Consider the following 18,504-nt stretch of genomic DNA (forward strand, 5'->3'; position numbering starts at 1 on the left):
CTAACTCAACTCACAGCAGCTTCGGACCTCGGCCATTCGGCCAGGTTCTCGGCAGCGCGTGCGCTTTGCTATGCTGGCGCCTGAACTTATCAAGCTTTTTATTTCGCGCCGCGGGTCGCGTTTCAGCGCCCGCCCGGCCAGGCCTTTTCCATGCTCGAACTCTTCTATTCGAACCGTCATGAGACGCTCGCCGCCGCGCTCTTCGAAGACCTCGAAGCGTTCGCGATGCGCGAGGGCGACCCGTTCGCGCGCGAGGCCGTCATCGTGCCGAGCGCGGCCGTGCGACGGCGGCTCGAACTCGACATGGCCGAGCGTTTCGGCATCTGCGCGAACGTCGATTTCTGCTATCTCGCGCAGTGGCTGTGGGCGCAGATCGGGCGCGTGCTGCCCGTGGCGCCGCATTCGCCGTTCGCGCCGGACCGGCTCGCGTGGCGCTGCTACCGGCTGTTCGGCGACCCGTCGTTCGGCGATTCGGCGCGCCTGTCCACCTACCTCGGCGCCGCCGACGATTCGATGCGCTACGAACTCGCGCGCCGCATCGCCACGGTGTTCGATCACTATCTGACTTACCGGCCCGAGTGGCTCATGCACTGGCAGGCGGGCGGCTCGATTCTCGCGGACCTGCCGGGCACGGGCGCCGTCGCCGACACGCGCGGTCCGCGTCTCGCGGGCGCGAACGACATTCAGCGCGAGGACGAACGCTGGCAGGCCACGCTGTGGCGTGCGTTGCTCGCGGACCTCGCGCACGCCCCCAACGGCGACGAGCAAGACCCGACGCCGCCCGCGTACCGCTTCCTCGCCGATGCGCCCACGCTTGATCCCGTTATCGTCGAGAGCGCGCAGTGGCCGCGCCGCATCAGCGTGTTCGCCTTGCCGACGATGCCGCCGCTGCATATCGCGTTGCTGCGCGAACTGTCGCGCTGGATCGACGTGCGCGTGTACGCCGTGAATCCTTGCCGCGAATTCTGGTTCGACATCGTGAGCGAGGCGCGCGTCGAGCAACTCGAACTGAAAGGCGAGGCGGACTATCAGGAAGTCGGTCATCCGCTGCTCGCCGAGTGGGGACGGCAGACTCAGGCGCAGCTTCACATGCTGCATGAACTGACCGAACGCGCGGCTGCGGGCGAGCGTCAACTGTTCGAGGACAATCCCGCGCCGACCTGGCTCGCGCGCCTGCAGAACGGCATCCTCGCGCTCGATGACGAGAACGCCGTGCCGCAGCCCGAAGCGATCGTCGAAAACGGGATTGAAGTGCACGTGTGCCATAGCCTGTCGCGCCAGCTCGAAGTGCTGCACGACCGGCTACTCGACATGTTCGATGAAATCGAGGGGCTCGAACCGTCCGATGTGCTGGTCGCGTTTCCGGATCTCGCGGTGGCGGGGCCGCTCATCGACGGTATTTTCGGCACCGCGCCGGCCGGCGCGAGCAACGAGCGGCGGCGCATTCCGTACCGGATCACCGGGCTGCCGCCGTCGCAGGCGAATCCTGTCGCGCGTGCGTTGCTCGACTGGCTCGCGCTTACCGAGCGCAGTGTCGGCGCGCCGGAACTGGTCGAGTGGCTGCGCGTCGATGCAATCGCGGCGCGCTACGGCATCGACGCCGCCGCGCTCGAAACGGCGCAGGCCTGGCTTGCGGACGCGGGCGCACGGCGCGGCTTGCGGCCGGACGAAGTCACCGCCGACGATGTCCCCGCCGCGCGCCACACCTTTGCGGACGCCCTGACGCGTCTCTACCTCGGCTACGCGCTGCCGGAGGGCGGCGCGCCGGTCGCGGAATGGCTGCCCATCGAAGGCGCGAACGGCTCGGATGCGGAATTGCTCGGGCGCCTCACGCGCTTCGTCGACGACATCGACGCCTTCGCCGAGCGCATCGCCACACCGCGCACCGCGCGCGCGTGGAGCACCGTGCTGCTCGATGCGCTCGAGCGTTTCTTCGATACGGGCGTCGCGTTCACCGACAGCATCGGCGACGTGCGCCGCGCCGTCGATGCACTCGTCCTCGCCATGGACGAAGGCGCGGGCGCAACGGATATTTCGGCCGCCGTGATCCGCACCGCGCTCACCGACACGCTCGACGATCCCGCGCGCGGCGGCGTGCCGTGGGGCGGCGTCACGTTCTCGTCGCTGACGAGTTTGCGCGGCCTGCCGTACCGCGTGGTGTGTCTGCTCGGCATGGACGACGGCATGTTGCCGAGCCTCACGCGCGCCGACGAATTCGATCTGATGGCGCGCTTCGGCAAGCTCGGCGACCGTCAACGGCGCGACGACGAGCGCAACCTGTTCCTCGATCTCCTGCTTGCCGCGCGCGACCGTCTGCTGATCGCGTACACCGGCCGCAGCATCCGCGACAACGCCGTATTGCCGCCCGCCGCGCTGATCGACGAACTGCTCGACTATCTGGCGCAATCCGTCGCGGGCAGGCATGCGGCGCCGCACGAGATCGAAGCGGCGCGCGCGCGTTTCCTGTTCGAGCATCCGTTGCAGCCGTATGCGTCCGAGTACTTTCATCCGGGCGGCCGGCTGTTCACGTACGAACCCGAGCGCGCCGAACTTGCCCGCGCGCTGGAGTCGGGCAGGACGCAGCCGACAACGCCGTTTTTCGCTGTGCCCTTGCCGCCGGAAGACGAGGTGCAGACCGTCGCGTTCGACGATTTCGTGCGTTTCTGGCGGCATCCTGCGCGCGCGTTGTTGCGTGAGCGCCTCGGCATTGCGCTCGTCGATGCGGAAGGCGAAATCGACGATACCGAACCGTTCGAACTCGGCTTCGCGGGCCGCGACGCGCTCGCCGGCCGCGTGCTGCCCGCGCTGCTGGAAGCGGCCGAGGACGGCGAGCGCGCGGCCCGCGAGCGCGCCCGGCGCATCGCACGCGCGAGTCCCGAGATGCCCGGCGGCGCAACCGGCGGCGTGTGGCAGGCGCGGGAGCTGCACGCGCTCGCTCAACTGGCCGAGCGCGTGCGGGCGTCGACATCCGCGGGTGTCGGACGTTTGCCGTTCTCGCTCGATCTCACGCCGCGCTGGCCCGACACCGAAGGCATCGCGTTGTTCGGCGCCTATGACGACGCGCTCGTCGACGAACGGCCGATGACGCTCGTCGGCACGCTCAATCGCCTGACGCCGCAAGGGCAGGTGATCTATCGCTACGATGCGCCGCGCGCGCGCGATTACTTGTCCGCGTGGCTCGCGCATCTTGCATATTGCGCGGCGTTGCCCGACGGGCCGCGCCGCACGGTCTGGCACGGGCGCGGCGCGCAATCGGCGGATTTCGAGCTCACGCCCGTCGCCGATCCGCTCGCGCATCTGGCCGCGCTCGCGGCGCTGTATCGCGCGGGACGTCGCTTGCCGCTGCGGTTCTTTCCGAAGAGCGCATGGCTCAAGACGACCGAGGGCGACGCGAAGGCGCAGTCCGCGTGGGAGTCGGAGCGCACGCACGCAGAATCCGACGATCCTGTATTCCGCATCGCGTTTCGCGGCGCGGATCTCGCGCTCGACGACACTTTTGCCGCGCTCGCCCGCATCGTGTATGCGCCGCTCGTGCAGCATCTGCGGAGCGGCGCATGACGCATTCGACATCAATCATGGACGAGCTCGCCGTGCAGGAACTCGACGTCTTCTCTTGCGCGCTCGACGGCGTGAACCAGATCGAGGCTTCCGCCGGCACGGGCAAGACCTGGAACATCTGCGCGCTGTACGTGCGGCTGCTGTTGGAAAAGCGTCTTTCCGTCGAGCAGATTCTCGTCGTTACCTTCACGAAGGCCGCGACCGCCGAACTGCACGAACGCATCCGCTCGCGTCTCGCGGGCGTCGCGCATGCCATTGAAAATGGCGATGCGGCGGGCGATCCGTTCATCGAGCGCCTGTTCGACACCACGCTCGCCGACATCGACGCCGACGAAGCCGTGAAGCGCCTGCGCATCGCGCTTTCCACTTTCGATCAGGCCGCGATTCACACGATTCACGCGTTCTGCCAGCGCGCGTTGCAGGAAGCGCCATTCGCCGCCGCGATGCCGTTCGCGCTCGACATGGAAGCCGACGACAGCGCGCTGCGCTTCGAACTCGCGGCGGACTTCTGGCGCGAGCGCGTGGAGCCGGCGGCGGCGCGCACGCCGTCGTTCGCATCGTGGCTCGTCGCGAAGGGCGCGGGGCCGGCATCGCTCGACGCGCAGCTCGCGCGGCGCCTCAAAAAGCCGCTCGCCGCGCTGCGTTTCGGCGACACGGCGGCGCTCGCTGCCGCCGACATGCAGGCGCTTTTCGATCAAGCATGCGCGCTGTGGAACGCCGAGCGCGACGCCATCGCGAAGCTGCTGTTCGATGCCGAGGCAATCCTCAGCAAGACGACGCACAAGCGCACGATCATCGACGCCGCCATCGACGCGTGGCACGCGTACTTCGCGGACGCCGACTGTCACGCGCCGCCGCCGAAGGAAGCGCTCAAGCTCACCGCGAGCGCGCTCGCGAAGGGCACGAAGAGCAAGAACACGCCGCCCGCGCATGCGTTCTTCGAGCATGCCGAAGTGCTCGCCGCATCCGCGGCCGCCGCCGAGGCGTCGCAGCGCGCGCTGTGGCTCGACATCGTGCGCGCGTGGCTCGACTACGCGCCGGCCGAGCTTGCCGCCCGCAAGCGCGCGCGCCGTGTCGTCTCGTTCGACGATCTGCTCTCGAACCTGCATCACGCGCTCGTCAAACACGCGTGGCTCGCCGACGCCTTGCGCGCGCGTTATCCGGCCGCGCTCATCGACGAATTCCAGGACACGGACCCGTTGCAGTACGCGATCTTCCAGCGCGTGTTCGCACCGCACGGGCCGCTGTTTCTCGTGGGCGACCCGAAGCAGGCTATCTACAGCTTCCGCGCCGCCGATCTGCACACGTACCTCGCCGCACGCGACAGCGCGAGCGCGCGCTACACGCTCGCCGTCAACCAGCGTTCGACGCCGACGATCATCGAAGCGTGCAATCGCGTCTTCGGGGCGAATCCGTCGGCGTTCATCCTCGATGGGCTCGACTATCAGCCGGTGCGCGCCGGCACGCGTCAGCGCGGACCGTTCGTCGACCGCACGCCTGCCGCCGCCTATTCCGATCTGGCCGATTTCTGCGTGTGGATGCTGCCGCACGGCGAATCGGCGCTCACGAAGACCCGCGCCTGGCGCGAGGCCGCCGAAGCCTGCGCAGCGGAGATCGCGCGGCTCTTGCGTGGCGCGCAACGCGGCGAAGTGAGCATTGGCGCGAAGCCGCTGGCGGCGGGCGATATCGCCGTGCTCGTGCAGACGCACCGGCAGGGCAGTCTCGTCAAGCGTGTGCTCGCCGCATGGGGCATCGGCAGCGTGGAGCTTGCGCAGGCGTCGGTGTTCGGCTCGCCCGACGCCGAGCAGATCGAACGCGTGCTCGCGGCCATCGACACGCCCGGCGACCTGCGCCGTCTGCGCGCCGCGCTCGCGACCGACTGGTTCGGGCTCGATGCGGCCGCGCTCTGGCGCCTCGAACATGCGGACGCGGCGGATCCCGGCGGCGATGCGCTCGATTCGACGAGCTGGGTCGAGCGCTTCTCGCGCTATCGCACGATCTGGCACGAACGCGGTTTCGCCGTGATGTGGCGCACGCTCGCGCGCGAGTTGTCGATCGCCACGCGCCTCGTCGCCCGCGCCGACGGCGAGCGCAGGCTCACCAACGTCAATCATCTCGCCGAGCTTTTGCAGGCGCGCTCGGCCGAACAGCCGGGCATCGCGCCCACGCTGCGCTGGCTTGCCGCGCAACGCGAGCAGCCGGGCGGCGGCGAGGAAGCGCAGCTGCGTCTCGAATCGGATCGCAATCTCGTGCAGATCGTGACCGTGCACAAGTCGAAGGGGCTGGAATACGCGGTCGTGTTCTGTCCGTTCCTGAACGATGGCGCCTCGCGCGAGCCTTCGAAAACCGGCTTGCCCGACGCGCGCGAATATCACGACGACGCGGGCGAAGCGGTGCTGCACTATGGCATCGAAGGCGACGAAGACGACCACGTGAGCGCAGCCATCGCGCGCGAGCAGGCGGCCGAGCGGGCGCGTCTCGTCTATGTCGCGCTGACGCGGGCGGTGTTCCGCTGTTACGTCGTTGCGGGTTTTTATCTGTCCAACCGGTCGACGAAGGAATCGCGCCGCAGCGTGCTCAACTGGCTCGTCGCGGGCAACGGTCGTACGTTCGACGCATTCTGCGACGAGCCGCCCGAAGAGGCGGAAGTCGTCGCGGCATGGCGCGCGCTCGGTGCGGAAGACGGTGCGGAAGCGAGTGGAGCGATCGGCGTTGCGCCGCTGCCGGTCATCGATGCGCGCGAGCCGCTCGTCGCGCAGGCATCGAACCAGCATGAGATCGTCGCGCGCACCAACCGGCGGCTTTTGCGCGACCGCTGGCGCATGGCGAGCTTCAGTTCGCTGATCGCCGCTGGCGCGCGCGACGAAGCGAACCAGTCGCAGCCGGTCGAAGCGCGTCCCGATCACGACGAACTCGTCGCGCTCGCCGAGGAACTGCCGGCGCAGGCCATGTCGCGCGACGAAGCGCCGCTCGCCGCCGACGACATCCTCGCGTTTCCGCGCGGCGCGGCGGCGGGCGAGTGTCTGCATCGCATGTACGAGCTTGCCGATTTCACGGAGCCGTCGGGCTGGGCGGCCGCCGTCGAGCGTGCGCTTCACGAGCATCCGACGCCCGCGCCCGAAGCACTCGCGCCGCGTCTTCGGCCAATGATGCTGCGTCTTCTGGCGGACACGGTCGCCACCGAAATCGCGCCGGGCATGCAGTTGCGCGACATCGCGATGGCGCGGCGCATGAACGAGCTGGAGTTTCTGTTCCCGGCGCAATCGCTCGATTTCGCGTCGCTGCGGCGCGTGCTCGGCGCGCACGGTTTCCCCGACGTCGCGCTGGAGGCGGGCGCGCTGCGGGGCTTCATCAAGGGCTTCATCGACATGATCGTCGAGCACGACGGGCAATTCTGGATCATCGACTGGAAATCGAATCATCTGGGCGATGCCGCCTCCGATTACGCCGCCGCGCCGCTCGCCGACGCTATGGCTCACCACGCCTACCATCTTCAGGCGCTGCTTTATGTGGTCGCGCTGCATCGTTATTTGCGCGCGCGTCTGGCCGGTTACGCCTATGACACGCATATCGGCGGATATCTCTATTTATTCGTGCGCGGCGTGCGTCCCGACTGGCGCGACGGCGAACGGGCGAGCGGCGTGCATCGCGGACGGCCGCCGCTCGAACTGGTCGAGGCGCTCGACCGCCTGATGTCGGGAGGCGCGGCATGAGCACGCTCGGCATCATCGAAGGCGCGCGGCCCGTGCCCGCGCCCGCCGACGAAAGCGCGGCGCTCGCGGACGGCTTCGCGCGGCGCATCGGCGATTTGGCACGGCGCATCGGCGCGGACGAGCGCGCGGTCTTGTGGGCCGAACGCGCGGCCGGCGCGATGAGCCGCGCGACCGTGCAAGGCCACGTGTGCCTGTCGCTGGCCGCGCTCGCGCGGCGTCACGACGAACGCTTCGACGAAGCACGCAGCGCGCTGCTCGCGAGCGGCGTTGCGTGCAGCGTGCGCGACAATCGGCGCGCGGATGCCGCCGATCTGCTGCCGCTCGTCATCGACGAAGACGGGCGGCTCTATCTCGCGCGCTATTTCGACTACGAGCGGCGGCTCGCGCAGGCGCTCGTGGAACGTTCGCGAGATGCGCAAGTGCAGACCCAGACCCAGACCGTACAGCAAGACATCGCGCGGCAGGCCGAACGCATCGCGCGCTATTTCGGGACGGACGCAAGCGGCGACATCGACTGGCAACGCGTCGCGGCGCTCGTGGCGCTGGCGGGCAAGCTGACGATCGTGAGCGGCGGTCCGGGCACCGGCAAGACGACCACCGTCGTCGGCGTGCTCGCGTGTCTGCTCGACGCCGATCCGGCCTTGCGCATCGCGCTCGCCGCGCCGACCGGCAAGGCCGCGCAACGCATGCAGGAAGCGCTGATCGAGCGCGCGGACAAGCTGCCGCCGGAACTGGCCGAGCGTCTGCCGCGCACGTCGTTCACGTTGCAGCGCCTGCTGGGCGTGCAGGCGGACGGCCGCTTCCGGCATCATCGCGACAATCCTTTGCCTTATGACGTGATCGTCGTCGACGAAGCCTCGATGATCGACGTTGCGCTCGCGGCGCATTTGCTCGAAGCCATCGCGCCGGCGAGCCGGCTCGTCATGCTGGGCGACAAGGATCAACTGTCGGCCGTGGAGGCGGGTGCGGTGTTCGCCGAACTGAGCGCGACGCCTTCGTTCAGTCGCGCGGGCGTCGCGCGAATCGCCTCGGCGCTCGCACTCGATCCGAAGCGGCTCGAAGCGGCGCTGCCGCACGCCGAAGCGCCCAAGCGCGCCGCACCCGCTGTGTCCGTTACGTCCACCAAACCTGCCGCACCGCGCGATCCGCAACTCGAACTGTTCGCGCCCGAACCCGCCGACGATGCGCAAGGCTACGACGAACTCTTCGACACACTCCCGGAAGACTGGCAGGGTGGTGCCGCTGCCACAACCGAACAGCCGGCGCTCACCGATTGCGTCGTCTGGTTGCAGAAGAACTACCGTTTCGGGCTCGAATCGGACATCGGGCGTTTGTCGATCGCCATCCGCAACGGCGACGACCGCGCCGCGCTCGACGCCCTCGACAGCTCCGGCGAGCGTGCGGCCACCCTGTTCGACGACGGCGACGCCGCGCTTGCCGAGCGCACGCTCGCACGCCTCGCGCGAGGCTTCGCGCCGTATGCCGAAGCGCTTGCCGCCGCGCTCGACGGCGTGCCGTCCGATCACGCCCGGCTCTTCGACGCGCTCAACCACTTCCGCGTCCTGTGCGCGACGCGCCGCGGACCGCGCGGCGTGGACGATGTGAACGCGCGCATCGCCGCGAAAGTGCGCGAGCAGGCGGGCATCGCGCTGGCGCTGGGGGCGCAATGGTTCGCCGGGCGGCCGGTGATCGTCACGCGCAACGACTACGCGCTCGGGCTTTTCAACGGCGATATCGGCATTGCGCTGCCGGGCGCCGACGGTCTTCTGCGCGTCGCCTTCCGCATGGCGGACGGAGCGTTGCGCTACGTATCGCCCGCCGCGCTGCCGCCGCACGACACCGCGTTCGCGCTCACCGTGCACAAATCGCAAGGCTCCGAGTTCGAGCACGCGGCGCTCGTGCTGCCCGGCGTGTTCGGGCGCGTGTTGTCGCGCGAGCTGATCTATACGGCGATCACGCGGGCGAAGCGGCGCGTCGAAGTGATTGGCTCGGCGGCGATCTTCGCGCAGGCGGTCAGGGAGCCGACGCGGCGCGATTCCGGGCTGGCTGCGAGAATGCGCCGTCTCACATGAAACCAGCGTGGCAGATGCAACCAGGAGCCCACCGATGACGACCACCGACATTCTCGCCGTGCCGCCGAACGAAATCGAGCTGACGGCCGTGCGCGCGCAGGGCGCGGGCGGTCAGAACGTCAACAAGGTATCGAGCGCGATCCATCTGCGTTTCGACATTCGCGCGTCGTCGCTGCCGGAGCACATCAAGGCGCGGCTGCTCGCGCTCGCCGACGGCCGCGTTACGCGCGACGGCGTGATCGTCATCAAGGCGCAGGAGCATCGTACGCAGGACATGAATCGCGCGGCGGCGCTCGCCCGGCTCGACGAAATGATCCGCAGCGTGAGCGTGACACGGCGCAAGCGCATCGCGACGAAACCGACGCGCGCATCGCAAATGCGTCGCGTGGAGGGCAAGGTGAAGCGCGGCGCGATCAAGGCGGGAAGAGGGCCGGTGCGCGGGGAGTGAGGCGCGCGGCCGGCCTCGCTTTCAGCTTTCCCGCAGTTTGGTCTGGTCGGGCGCGAGCGGCCCGACGAAGTACGATTTGAGGCGTTCGCGCCCGATCACGCGGCCGAGCTCGGCGAACGCACAGTAGTTGCCGATCATCAGGAAAAGCAGGATCTGAACCGCGCAGAACTGCGACCAGTTGATATGCGTGATCAGTTCATGATGCGCGGCGGCCAGGTTGTGCGTTTCCTTCCAGAAGTCGAACAGGCGTTCGAGATAGTGGAGGATGCCGGCCACGACGGTATAAATCAGCGTCTTCCACACGACGTTCCAGATCAGCGGGCGATCCGGATAGCGATTGATGAACGGCAGCATGTTCGCGATCAACACGGCTTTGCCGAGAATCAGCGATGCAACGATCACGGAGAGGGAAGTCGGCAGCGAAATGCCGCTGCCTCTCACCATCAGCGCGCGGATGATGACTACGGCATGCAGCAGGAAGAAGAAAAAGACGGTGGGCGGCACCATCTTCTTCATTTCGTGCTTGATGCCGGCAAATGAAACGCCCATGTGAACTCCCGGCAGGAAGTCGAAGGCCGCGAAGGAAAACGCCGAGCCGAGCGGATTATGCCGGCCGCGAACGGCCAATCGTCACACAGTCTAGTTCATCGCGCGAGCTTGCGGCGTGCGAAAAACGGCAGGCGGCTCAATGCGCCGGTCGCGAGCGCGGTGCCCGCCAGCACGATCAGGCAGCCCGCGAGCATCACGAGCGAAACGTGTTCGCCGAGAAAGAGCGCGCCCCACAGAATGCCGAACGGCGGAATGACGAAGGTTACGGTCATCGCGCGCGCCGGGCCCGCCACCGCGACCAGATGGAAATAGATGAAGTACGCGATGCCCGTGCAGCCGACGCCCAGCGCCAGCACCGCGCCCCACGCGTGCACCGAGACCGGCGCGGCAGGCCACGTGAGGAAGGCGATCGGCGCGAGCGCCAGGGTAGCGCCGAGCATGCTGCCGGCGGCGTTGGTCGTCGCATCGACGTCCATCAGATAGCGTTTCGCGAAGTTGCCCGCCACACCGTAAAGCGCCGATGCCGCCAGCGCCGCGGCCGCCGCGAGCAGGCCCTGCACCGGCAGCGCCGCAGCGGAGCCCGTCGACGCGGGCGCGATCTGATTCCACACGAGAATAAGCACGCCGGCGAAACCGATGGCCATGCCGATCGTGCGCGTGCTCGTCAGGCGATCCTTGAGCCACAGGTAGGCGACGAGCGCGCCCCAGAGCGGCGTCGTCGCGTTGATGACCGAGGTGGCGCCCGCCGAGAGCGTCAGTTCTGCATAGGCGAAGAGACAGAACGGCGCGGCCGAATTGAGAATGCCGACAATCAGCAAAGGCAGCCAGCGCGCCCGCAAGGTCGCGATAGTGGCGGCGAGCGGGCGGCGCACGAGCAGCATCGTGACAAGAAACACCGCGCCGATGCTCACGCGCAAGGCCATCAACGGCGCAACGCCGAACTCGGCAACGCCCACGCGAATAAACAGAAACGAAGCGCCCCACAGGGCGGCGAGCACGATCAGTTGCAGCAGGTTGGCGGGTGACATGGCGGGGCGGACTTCGGGAGACTTTCGGAAAGTCCGCGCATGTTAGCACCGCGTTCATCTCGAAAAAGCGCCCGCCGAACGAAAGCGCAAGAAGCGGGAAGTCAGTGCGGCGGGATCATCCAGGTCAGCACGTTCTGCTGTAGCCACACGAGTATGCCGAGCAGAATCGTGAGGAAGATCGAATGCCAGAAGGTGCGAGCGAAGACGAGGCCTTCCTTGCCTTTGAGCTCGGTCGTCGCGACGCCGGTCGAAATGTTCTGCGGCGAGATCATCTTGCCCATCACGCCGCCGGACGAATTGGTCGCCGCCATCAGCACCGGGTTCAGGTTGAGCTGGTTTGCCGCGACCACCTGAAGGTTGCCGAACAGCGCATTGCCCGACGTATCGCTGCCGGAGAGAAATACCGCGACCCAGCCGAGAAACGCCGACACCAGCGGGAAAAACGGCCCGACCGATGCCACGCCCAGACCGAGCGTGTAGTTCATGCCCGAGTAGTTCATCAGATAGGCGAGTCCGACGATCGTCGCCACAGTCAAAATGGCGATGCGCGTCTGCACCCATGTGTCGGCGATCGCGGCGCTATATTCGCGCGCGGGCAGTTTGACCAACAGCGCGGTGATGATCGATGCCACCAGAATCGCGGTGCCCGTGGCGAGCGGCTGGAAGTCCCAGATCGCGCCGTAGGGCTGGTTGTAGAGCGTGATGAAGACGGCCTTGTCGAGCCCCGGCCACGCCACCTTGATGTCGCCGATCAGGAATATCTTGAGCACCGTCCACACGATCACCACCACCGACACGACGATCCACGGCACCCAGCCATGCCCGCCCGAGAGCGCCCCGCGCGTGCCGCCCACGCGCTCGACGTTGACGGCGAAACGTTCGTCGGCGACGGGTTTCCAGATGCGCAGGAAGGCGATCGTCAGGATCAGCGAGACGAGCGACGAAAGCACGTCGGTGAGCGCGTAGCTGATGTAGTTCGACGTCACGAATTGCGTGAGCGCGAACGCGCCGCCCGCGACGAGCAGCACGGGCCATACGCGCAGCATGTTGCGAAAGCCCGCGTAGACGCCGATCACGTAGAACGGCAGGAAGAACGCGAAGAGCGGCAACTGGCGGCCGACCATTTTCGCGAGCGCATCGGTCGGCAAATGGGTGACGGCGCCAAGCACGGTGATCGGGACGCCGAGCGCGCCGAACGCGACCGGCGCGGTGTTGAAAATCAGCGTGAAAGTGAGCGCTTCGAGCGTCGGGAATCCGAGCAGGATGAGCAGCGAACTCGTGATGGCGATCGGCGTGCCGAAGCCCGAAATGCCTTCGAGCAGCGCGCCGAACGAGAAGCCGATCACGACGAGCACGATGCGCCGGTCGTTGGGCAGGTTATCGACCATCCACTGGCGGAAGGCTTCGAAGCGGCCCGAGCGTTGCGCGACGTTATAGAGCAGGATGGCGGCGAACACGATCCACATGACGGGCCACAGCGCGAACACGGCGCCGGCCGCGACCGAATCGAGCGCGAGCCCGACCGGGAAATGCCAGCCCGCCACCGCGATGATCAGCGCAAGCACGAGGCCGCCGAGCGACGCCTGCCACGCGGGACGGCGCGCCCAGCCGAGCAGCACGAGCACCAGGACGATCGGCAGCGCGGCAACGATAAAGGAGGCGAACAGCGAGTGGGCGATCGGGGTGAGTATCTGGTGGAACATCGGGTCTCCTTCGTCCTGGCATGAACGGAAGCGGCACGCAGCGAGCCGCAATGCGCGTCGAATTCGATGTTTCAGCAGATGACGCCCGCAGGGTTAAGCGGACGCATAACGCGCACACTAAGAATAGGGCGCGATCCGGAAGCGTCAAGGCGGGAATGCGCGCGGATTGCGGCGCGGAGCGCGGGGCGCGCGACTCAAGCGGTCACGGGCGCGGCATGGCGAGCGGCGGCGCGGGCGGGCGGGCCGGTCCGAATGAACAGCGTGACGAATCGAGCGACGCGATCAGCCCTTGGCGACGACGCCCGGCGCGCGCTCCTCGCCATCGGCCACAGGCGTGCGGCGGAAAACCCAGACGGTCAGCAAGCCGAGCGAGGCGAGCATCCAGAGCAGGAAAAACACGAAAGCCATCATGTCCGATCCCTCTATTAACGAAGAAGCTGCGACGTGATCGCCATCGCGCCGCAGCAAATAGGGGAAACGAATAGCCAGAATCGTGCCAAGGATCGGCAAAATCCGCCAAGTGATTGTCGGGAAAGGAAAGTGTGCGAGCGCACGGTCGCGCGTTATTTGCGCGCGCCATCGAACTGATCGGAAATTGTTGCAGCGATGTTACGCGGGGCATTTCAAAGCGGCCGTTTGTCTCATCTGATGTAACGGCCGCACGCGTTCAGCGTCAATGTTAGTGGCCGTGACCGCCGCCGCCATGGCCCCAGCTGCTTCCGCCGCCACCGCCGTGCCAGCCCCCGCCGCCGCCGCCGCCGTGCCATCCGCCGCCGCCGCCATGCCAGCCGCCCCCGCCGCCATGCCAGCCGTGTCCCCAGCAGCAACCGCCGCCGCCCCAGTAGCCGAAGCCAATGGACACCGCCGGATAGCCGTAGCCGTAATACGCCGGATAGGCGGCATAGGGCGGGTAATAAGCGGGCGGATAGGGGTACGGATAGGTCGGATAGTATTCGCCGTACGAGCCGACCGCGTATTGATATTCGGGCGGAAGCGTGGCGCTGGGCGTCGTGGCGACCGTACCCGACGCGCCTTGCGCGGGCAGCGAGAACTCCTGCTGCGTATACGCGGCACCTACGACCGGATACGACGGATAAGCCGGATAAGCGGGATAGCCGTAAGGGTAATAGCACCCGCTGAGAAACATCCCGGCCGCGATCATGGAGATGGCGGTCCGGGGTCCGATACTGCTGCGGGCGGAAATCATGATGCTGCTCCTTGCGATACGGCACGCGGACTCTTGGTTCGGTTCGGCGAGAACGGGTCCGTTAAGGAGCAGCTTAGTCGAACGATGAGGAGCGGGCGTCGGCTCTTGTGTGAAAAAGGATTACCGGAACGCCTTCCTGTAACAAATCTGAAACAGCGACGCCGCGAATCCTTCGTCGTTGCTTCAGCCGAGCCGGTTATTTACTTCCCGACCTGATTCCCGATCACCCCGCCGACCGCCGCGCCGCCGAGCGTCGACAGCGCGCTGCCGCCGATGACCGCGCCGCCCGCCGCGCCCACGCCCGCGCCGATGGCCGTATCTCGTTGACGCGTAGACATATCGCCGCAAGCGGTCAAGCCTCCCAGAAACGCGATGACCATTGCAGCAGCGCCGATCTGTTTGATGGTTTTCATGTCGACTCTCCAATTCGATGATGAACTGAATCGGCTCGGCGTTCGCCCATGGGCCGCCATGTTTTTCGCCGGTTCGTTCGCTTCTGAGCAGAAAAGATGCCCGATTCGTCAGAGGAGGCTCAACGTCAAGCCAGGCAAGCCTGAGCGGTTGACGCGAACAAAAAAACGGCCTGCCGTACGGTGGGTACGACAGGCCGTTGTCAACAAGTAAAAAGCTTCACGTTGGCTCAGGTTGGCTCAAGTCGGCTGATAAATCTCCGCGCCCTTCTTCACGAACTCGATCGCCTTCGTTTCCATGCCCTTTGCCAGCGCCTCGGTTTCGCTCACGCCTTGCTTCGCCGCGAAATCGCGTACGTCCTGCGTGATCTTCATCGAGCAGAAATGCGGGCCGCACATCGAGCAGAAATGGGCGACCTTGGCGGAATCCTTGGGCAGCGTTTCGTCGTGGAATTCGCGCGCCTTGTCCGGATCGAGGCCGAGGTTGAACTGGTCTTCCCAGCGGAATTCGAAGCGCGCCTTCGACAACGCGTTGTCGCGCACCTGCGCGCCCGGATGACCCTTCGCCAGATCGGCCGCATGCGCGGCGAGCTTGTAGGTGATGATGCCTTCCTTCACGTCGTCCTTGTTGGGCAGGCCGAGGTGCTCCTTCGGCGTGACGTAGCAGAGCATCGCGGTGCCGAACCAGCCGATCATCGCGGCGCCGATGCCCGACGTGATGTGGTCGTAGCCCGGCGCGATGTCGGTGGTGAGCGGCCCGAGCGTGTAGAAGGGCGCCTCGTCGCACCATTCGAGCTGCAGGTCCATGTTCTCCTTGATGAGCTGCATCGGCACGTGGCCGGGGCCTTCGATCATCACCTGCACGTCGTGCTTCCACGCGACCTGCGTAAGCTCGCCGAGCGTCTTCAGTTCGCCGAGCTGGGCTTCGTCGTTGGCGTCGTAGATGGAGCCGGGGCGCAGGCCGTCGCCGAGCGAGAACGAGACGTCGTACTGCTTCATGATTTCGCAGATGTCTTCGAAATGCTCGTAGATAAAGCTTTCGCGATGATGCGCGAGGCACCACTTCGCCATGATCGAGCCGCCGCGCGACACGATGCCCGTCATGCGGTTGGCCGTCAGCGGCACGTATTGCAGACGCACGCCCGCGTGAATCGTGAAGTAATCGACGCCTTGTTCGGCCTGTTCGATCAGCGTGTCGCGGAAGATTTCCCACGTCAGGTCTTCAGCTTTGCCATTGACCTTTTCGAGCGCCTGATAAATCGGCACCGTGCCGATCGGCACCGGCGAATTGCGCACGATCCACTCGCGCGTTTCGTGGATGTGTTTGCCGGTGGACAGGTCCATCACCGTGTCGCCGCCCCAGCGGATCGCCCACGTCATCTTGTCGACTTCCTCGCCGATCGACGAACTCACCGCCGAGTTGCCGATGTTCGCGTTGATCTTCACGAGGAAATTGCGGCCGATGATCATCGGCTCGCTCTCCGGGTGATTGATGTTCGCGGGAATGATCGCGCGGCCGCGCGCCACTTCCTCGCGCACGAATTCGGGCGTGATTTCCTTGAGCGCATCCTTGCCGAAGGCGGCCGCGCCGAACGCCTGACCGGGATGCTGGCGGCCCATCATCGCCGCGAGCTTCTCGCCGTTCGGGCCGCTGGTCCTGAGGCTTTCGAGATATTCGGCGCGCCGCTGGTTTTCGCGAATCGCGATGTATTCCATCTCCGGCGTGACGATGCCGGCCCGCGCGTAGTGCATCTGCGTGACGTTCTTCCCGGCCAGCGCCCGCCGCGGATGACGATGCAGATCGGGAAAGCGCAGCTCGGCCGTCTTCGGATCGGCGGCGCGCTCGCGGCCGTATTCGCTCGACAGACCCGGGAGCGCTTCCGTGTCGCCGCGCTGTTCGATCCACGTGCCGCGCAACGCGGGCAGGCCCGCGCGGATGTCGATGTGCGCATCCGGATCGGTGTACGGACCCGACGTGTCGTAGACGTACACCGGCGGATTCTTTTCGCCGCCGAAGCCGTCGGGCGTGTCGGATTGCGTGATTTCGCGCATCGGCACGCGGATGTCGGGCGTCGAGCCGGTCACGTAGACCTTGCGCGAATTCGGCAGCGGCGCGATGGCGGCGGCATCGACGACGGCATTCTCGGACAGAAACTTCGGGTTGGCATTCATGTGCTGTCTCTCCTGCAGGGATGGTTATGAGCCGATGCCCGAAGACGCGGACGAACGCCGTCGAGCTCGGCTGATTCAGGAGCTAAACAGGGAGGAACGAGATGGAAAGGTACGGTCCCGGAAGAAGTGGCGATGCGTGAGAGCGAGATTCAAGCCGCCGGGCCCGAACGCTTCCCTGCGCTGGCATTATCCAGATCAGGTTCAAAGGGTATTTCTCACCCACGCCGCGCGAGGCGCCTCATTTCGATACAGCCGGAATGAAACCGCGATGCGCAACGCAGGACCCCCGCGTTAGCAGCCGCAACATTACACCGCGACGTGGCTTCTTGGCAACCATCGTGGAAAAACGTCGATCGTCGGCGATCCTTACTGCATAATGTCGGGCGCCGCGACTTTCAGGGTTTTCCCGTAGCCGGGCGGTCCCTTCTCGTGCAATCTTGCGTAATCGCATTTCTCCGTTCCGCCCATGCCGTTCAGTCTGGTTTCTGCCGCAGCGTATGCCCCGGTTTCGTTTGTAATCGTCCGGCGCGCAGCCGTTGCGGAGTGATGCATGTCCGCTCTGCCGCCGCCGCGTCTTCCGTTCAGCTTTCCCGACCGTTTTCCGTTTCGCCCGCCGCGCTCGTTCAAAGGGCAGGTCGCGCTCGCGCTGACGGTCGTCTATCTCGTCTGGGGCTCGACCTATCTCGGCATTCATCTGTCGCTCGAGTCGTTTCCGCCGCTGTTGCTCGGCGGCCTGCGTAATCTGTGCGCGGGCGTCGGGCTGCTCGTGATCGCGGTGCATCGCCGGGCGGTGTGGCCCAGCGCGCGCGAAGTGCGCAATGCGGCGCTCGTCGGCACGCTGCTGGAAGGCTTGTCGAGCGGGATGATGGCCTACGGCATGCGCACCGTGGGCACCGGCACGGCCGCGGTGATGGTCGCCACCGTGCCGCTCTTCGCGACGATCTTCTCCGCGCTGAGCGGACGCGCCGTCGCACGCGGCGAGTGGTTCGCGCTGGCGCTGGGTCTGCTCGGCATCGCGCTGCTGAATCATGGCGATCCGTCGCCGAGTTCGACGGTCGGCACGCTCGCCATCCTGTGCGCGGCAATCTTCTGGGCGGGCGGCGCGCACCTGGCGGGACGTCTGCCGCAACCGTCGGATCTGCTGATGTCCACGGCGCTGCAGATCGGGCTCGGCGGACTGATCGCGACGGGCATCGCGCTGGTGTCGGGCGAGCGGCTCACGCAAGTGAGCCTGGGCGCGGGTCTGTCGTTCGGGTATCTCGTCGTGGTCGGTTCGATGGCCGCCTATGTGGCCTATAACTTCCTCATCCGCAATACGAGCACGATCGTCGCGACGAGTTGCCTCTACGTCAATCCGATCGTGGCCGTCATGCTCGGCGCGGTGCTGCTCGGCGAAATCATCACGCGCTGGACTGTCATCGCGACGGTCGTGACCTTGCTTTCGGTCGGGCTTTCCTTCTGGTTCGACTATCGGCGGCGCGGGCTCGCCTAAAATCCGGCGGCTGTCACGTCGTTGTAAAAATCTCGTCCTCGCGATGGCCGCACGCCGCGGTGGCAGCGGCCGCGCGCATCTTCCGAAGAATTCCTCTAATGAAACGCCAAGCCTTGCTGCATAAGGCTCGGGCGCGTTCGCGCACGCGCGTC

12 protein-coding genes are annotated in these 18,504 nt (G+C 66.6%); 5 read left to right on the top strand and 7 right to left on the bottom strand.

The features are described from left to right. Nucleotides 1-150: 150 nt before the first annotated feature. Genes recC through arfB form a run of 4 tightly spaced genes read left to right on the top strand, consistent with a single transcriptional unit; the run spans nucleotide 151 to nucleotide 9,791 of the window. A complete protein-coding gene (gene recC, locus BRPE64_RS04640) occupies nucleotides 151-3,558 on the top strand; it encodes an exodeoxyribonuclease V subunit gamma (RefSeq protein WP_016344870.1) in 3,408 nt (1,135 codons plus the stop codon). Continuing rightward, complete coding sequence (gene recB / locus BRPE64_RS04645) at nucleotides 3,555-7,271, top strand: exodeoxyribonuclease V subunit beta (protein WP_016344871.1); 3,717 nt, start codon at nucleotides 3,555-3,557, stop codon at nucleotides 7,269-7,271. Before recC ends, recB begins: the two co-directional genes overlap by 4 nt. After that, complete coding sequence (locus tag BRPE64_RS04650) at nucleotides 7,268-9,343, top strand: AAA family ATPase (RefSeq protein WP_016344872.1); 2,076 nt, start codon at nucleotides 7,268-7,270, stop codon at nucleotides 9,341-9,343. The genes recB and BRPE64_RS04650 overlap by 4 nt, the downstream gene beginning before the upstream one ends. Before the next feature lie 34 nt (nucleotides 9,344-9,377). Further along, nucleotides 9,378-9,791 (top strand): alternative ribosome rescue aminoacyl-tRNA hydrolase ArfB, encoded by a 414-nt coding sequence (arfB, locus tag BRPE64_RS04655; RefSeq protein ID WP_016344873.1) that lies wholly within the window; start codon nucleotides 9,378-9,380, stop codon nucleotides 9,789-9,791. Nucleotides 9,792-9,812: 21 nt separating this feature from the next. Here arfB and BRPE64_RS04660 read toward each other — a convergent pair whose 3' ends face one another. The 7 genes from BRPE64_RS04660 to thiC form a co-directional block, all read right to left on the bottom strand. After that, the gene (locus BRPE64_RS04660) at nucleotides 9,813-10,340 is read right to left on the bottom strand and encodes a hypothetical protein (protein ID WP_044041251.1); all 528 of its coding nucleotides are present in this window, start codon (nucleotides 10,338-10,340) and stop codon (nucleotides 9,813-9,815) included. Between the two features lie 95 nt (nucleotides 10,341-10,435). Continuing rightward, complete coding sequence (locus tag BRPE64_RS04665; protein WP_016344875.1) at nucleotides 10,436-11,368, bottom strand: DMT family transporter; 933 nt, start codon at nucleotides 11,366-11,368, stop codon at nucleotides 10,436-10,438. Between the two features lie 101 nt (nucleotides 11,369-11,469). Next, a complete protein-coding gene (locus tag BRPE64_RS04670) occupies nucleotides 11,470-13,071 on the bottom strand; it encodes an L-lactate permease (protein ID WP_016344876.1) in 1,602 nt (533 codons plus the stop codon). A gap of 282 nt (nucleotides 13,072-13,353) precedes the next feature. Then, complete coding sequence (locus BRPE64_RS33895; protein ID WP_016344877.1) at nucleotides 13,354-13,482, bottom strand: hypothetical protein; 129 nt, start codon at nucleotides 13,480-13,482, stop codon at nucleotides 13,354-13,356. 268 nt (nucleotides 13,483-13,750) lie between these two features. Continuing rightward, a complete protein-coding gene (locus tag BRPE64_RS33155; RefSeq protein ID WP_044041252.1) occupies nucleotides 13,751-14,278 on the bottom strand; it encodes a hypothetical protein in 528 nt (175 codons plus the stop codon). Between the two features lie 200 nt (nucleotides 14,279-14,478). Next, nucleotides 14,479-14,658: a glycine zipper 2TM domain-containing protein gene (locus BRPE64_RS04680; protein ID WP_408608247.1), complete on the bottom strand. Its 180-nt coding sequence runs from the start codon at nucleotides 14,656-14,658 to the stop codon at nucleotides 14,479-14,481. A gap of 270 nt (nucleotides 14,659-14,928) precedes the next feature. Next, nucleotides 14,929-16,860 (bottom strand): phosphomethylpyrimidine synthase ThiC, encoded by a 1,932-nt coding sequence (gene thiC / locus BRPE64_RS04685; RefSeq protein ID WP_016344881.1) that lies wholly within the window; start codon nucleotides 16,858-16,860, stop codon nucleotides 14,929-14,931. Between the two features lie 550 nt (nucleotides 16,861-17,410). Between thiC and BRPE64_RS04690 the strand changes: the two genes are divergently transcribed. Continuing rightward, nucleotides 17,411-18,352, top strand: a complete 942-nt coding sequence (locus tag BRPE64_RS04690) for an EamA family transporter (RefSeq protein WP_016344883.1) — start codon at nucleotides 17,411-17,413, stop codon at nucleotides 18,350-18,352. The last annotated feature ends 152 nt before the right edge of the window (nucleotides 18,353-18,504 follow it).

This window comes from Caballeronia insecticola, assembly GCF_000402035.1.
GTDB classification, from domain to species: Bacteria; Pseudomonadota; Gammaproteobacteria; order Burkholderiales; family Burkholderiaceae; genus Caballeronia; species Caballeronia insecticola.

What these genes read in the sequence shown, in the direction of transcription:
- recC (WP_016344870.1), top strand. Translation starts at nt 151, where the DNA reads ATGCTCGAACTCTTCTATTCGAACCGTCATGAGACGCTCGCCGCCGCG.
- recB (WP_016344871.1), top strand. Translation starts at nt 3,555, where the DNA reads ATGACGCATTCGACATCAATCATGGACGAGCTCGCCGTGCAGGAACTC.
- BRPE64_RS04650 (WP_016344872.1), top strand. Translation starts at nt 7,268, where the DNA reads ATGAGCACGCTCGGCATCATCGAAGGCGCGCGGCCCGTGCCCGCGCCC.
- arfB (WP_016344873.1), top strand. Translation starts at nt 9,378, where the DNA reads ATGACGACCACCGACATTCTCGCCGTGCCGCCGAACGAAATCGAGCTG.
- BRPE64_RS04660 (WP_044041251.1), bottom strand. Translation starts at nt 10,340, where the DNA reads ATGGGCGTTTCATTTGCCGGCATCAAGCACGAAATGAAGAAGATGGTG.
- BRPE64_RS04665 (WP_016344875.1), bottom strand. Translation starts at nt 11,368, where the DNA reads ATGTCACCCGCCAACCTGCTGCAACTGATCGTGCTCGCCGCCCTGTGG.
- BRPE64_RS04670 (WP_016344876.1), bottom strand. Translation starts at nt 13,071, where the DNA reads ATGTTCCACCAGATACTCACCCCGATCGCCCACTCGCTGTTCGCCTCC.
- BRPE64_RS33895 (WP_016344877.1), bottom strand. Translation starts at nt 13,482, where the DNA reads ATGATGGCTTTCGTGTTTTTCCTGCTCTGGATGCTCGCCTCGCTCGGC.
- BRPE64_RS33155 (WP_044041252.1), bottom strand. Translation starts at nt 14,278, where the DNA reads ATGATTTCCGCCCGCAGCAGTATCGGACCCCGGACCGCCATCTCCATG.
- BRPE64_RS04680 (WP_408608247.1), bottom strand. Translation starts at nt 14,658, where the DNA reads ATGGTCATCGCGTTTCTGGGAGGCTTGACCGCTTGCGGCGATATGTCT.
- thiC (WP_016344881.1), bottom strand. Translation starts at nt 16,860, where the DNA reads ATGAATGCCAACCCGAAGTTTCTGTCCGAGAATGCCGTCGTCGATGCC.
- BRPE64_RS04690 (WP_016344883.1), top strand. Translation starts at nt 17,411, where the DNA reads ATGTCCGCTCTGCCGCCGCCGCGTCTTCCGTTCAGCTTTCCCGACCGT.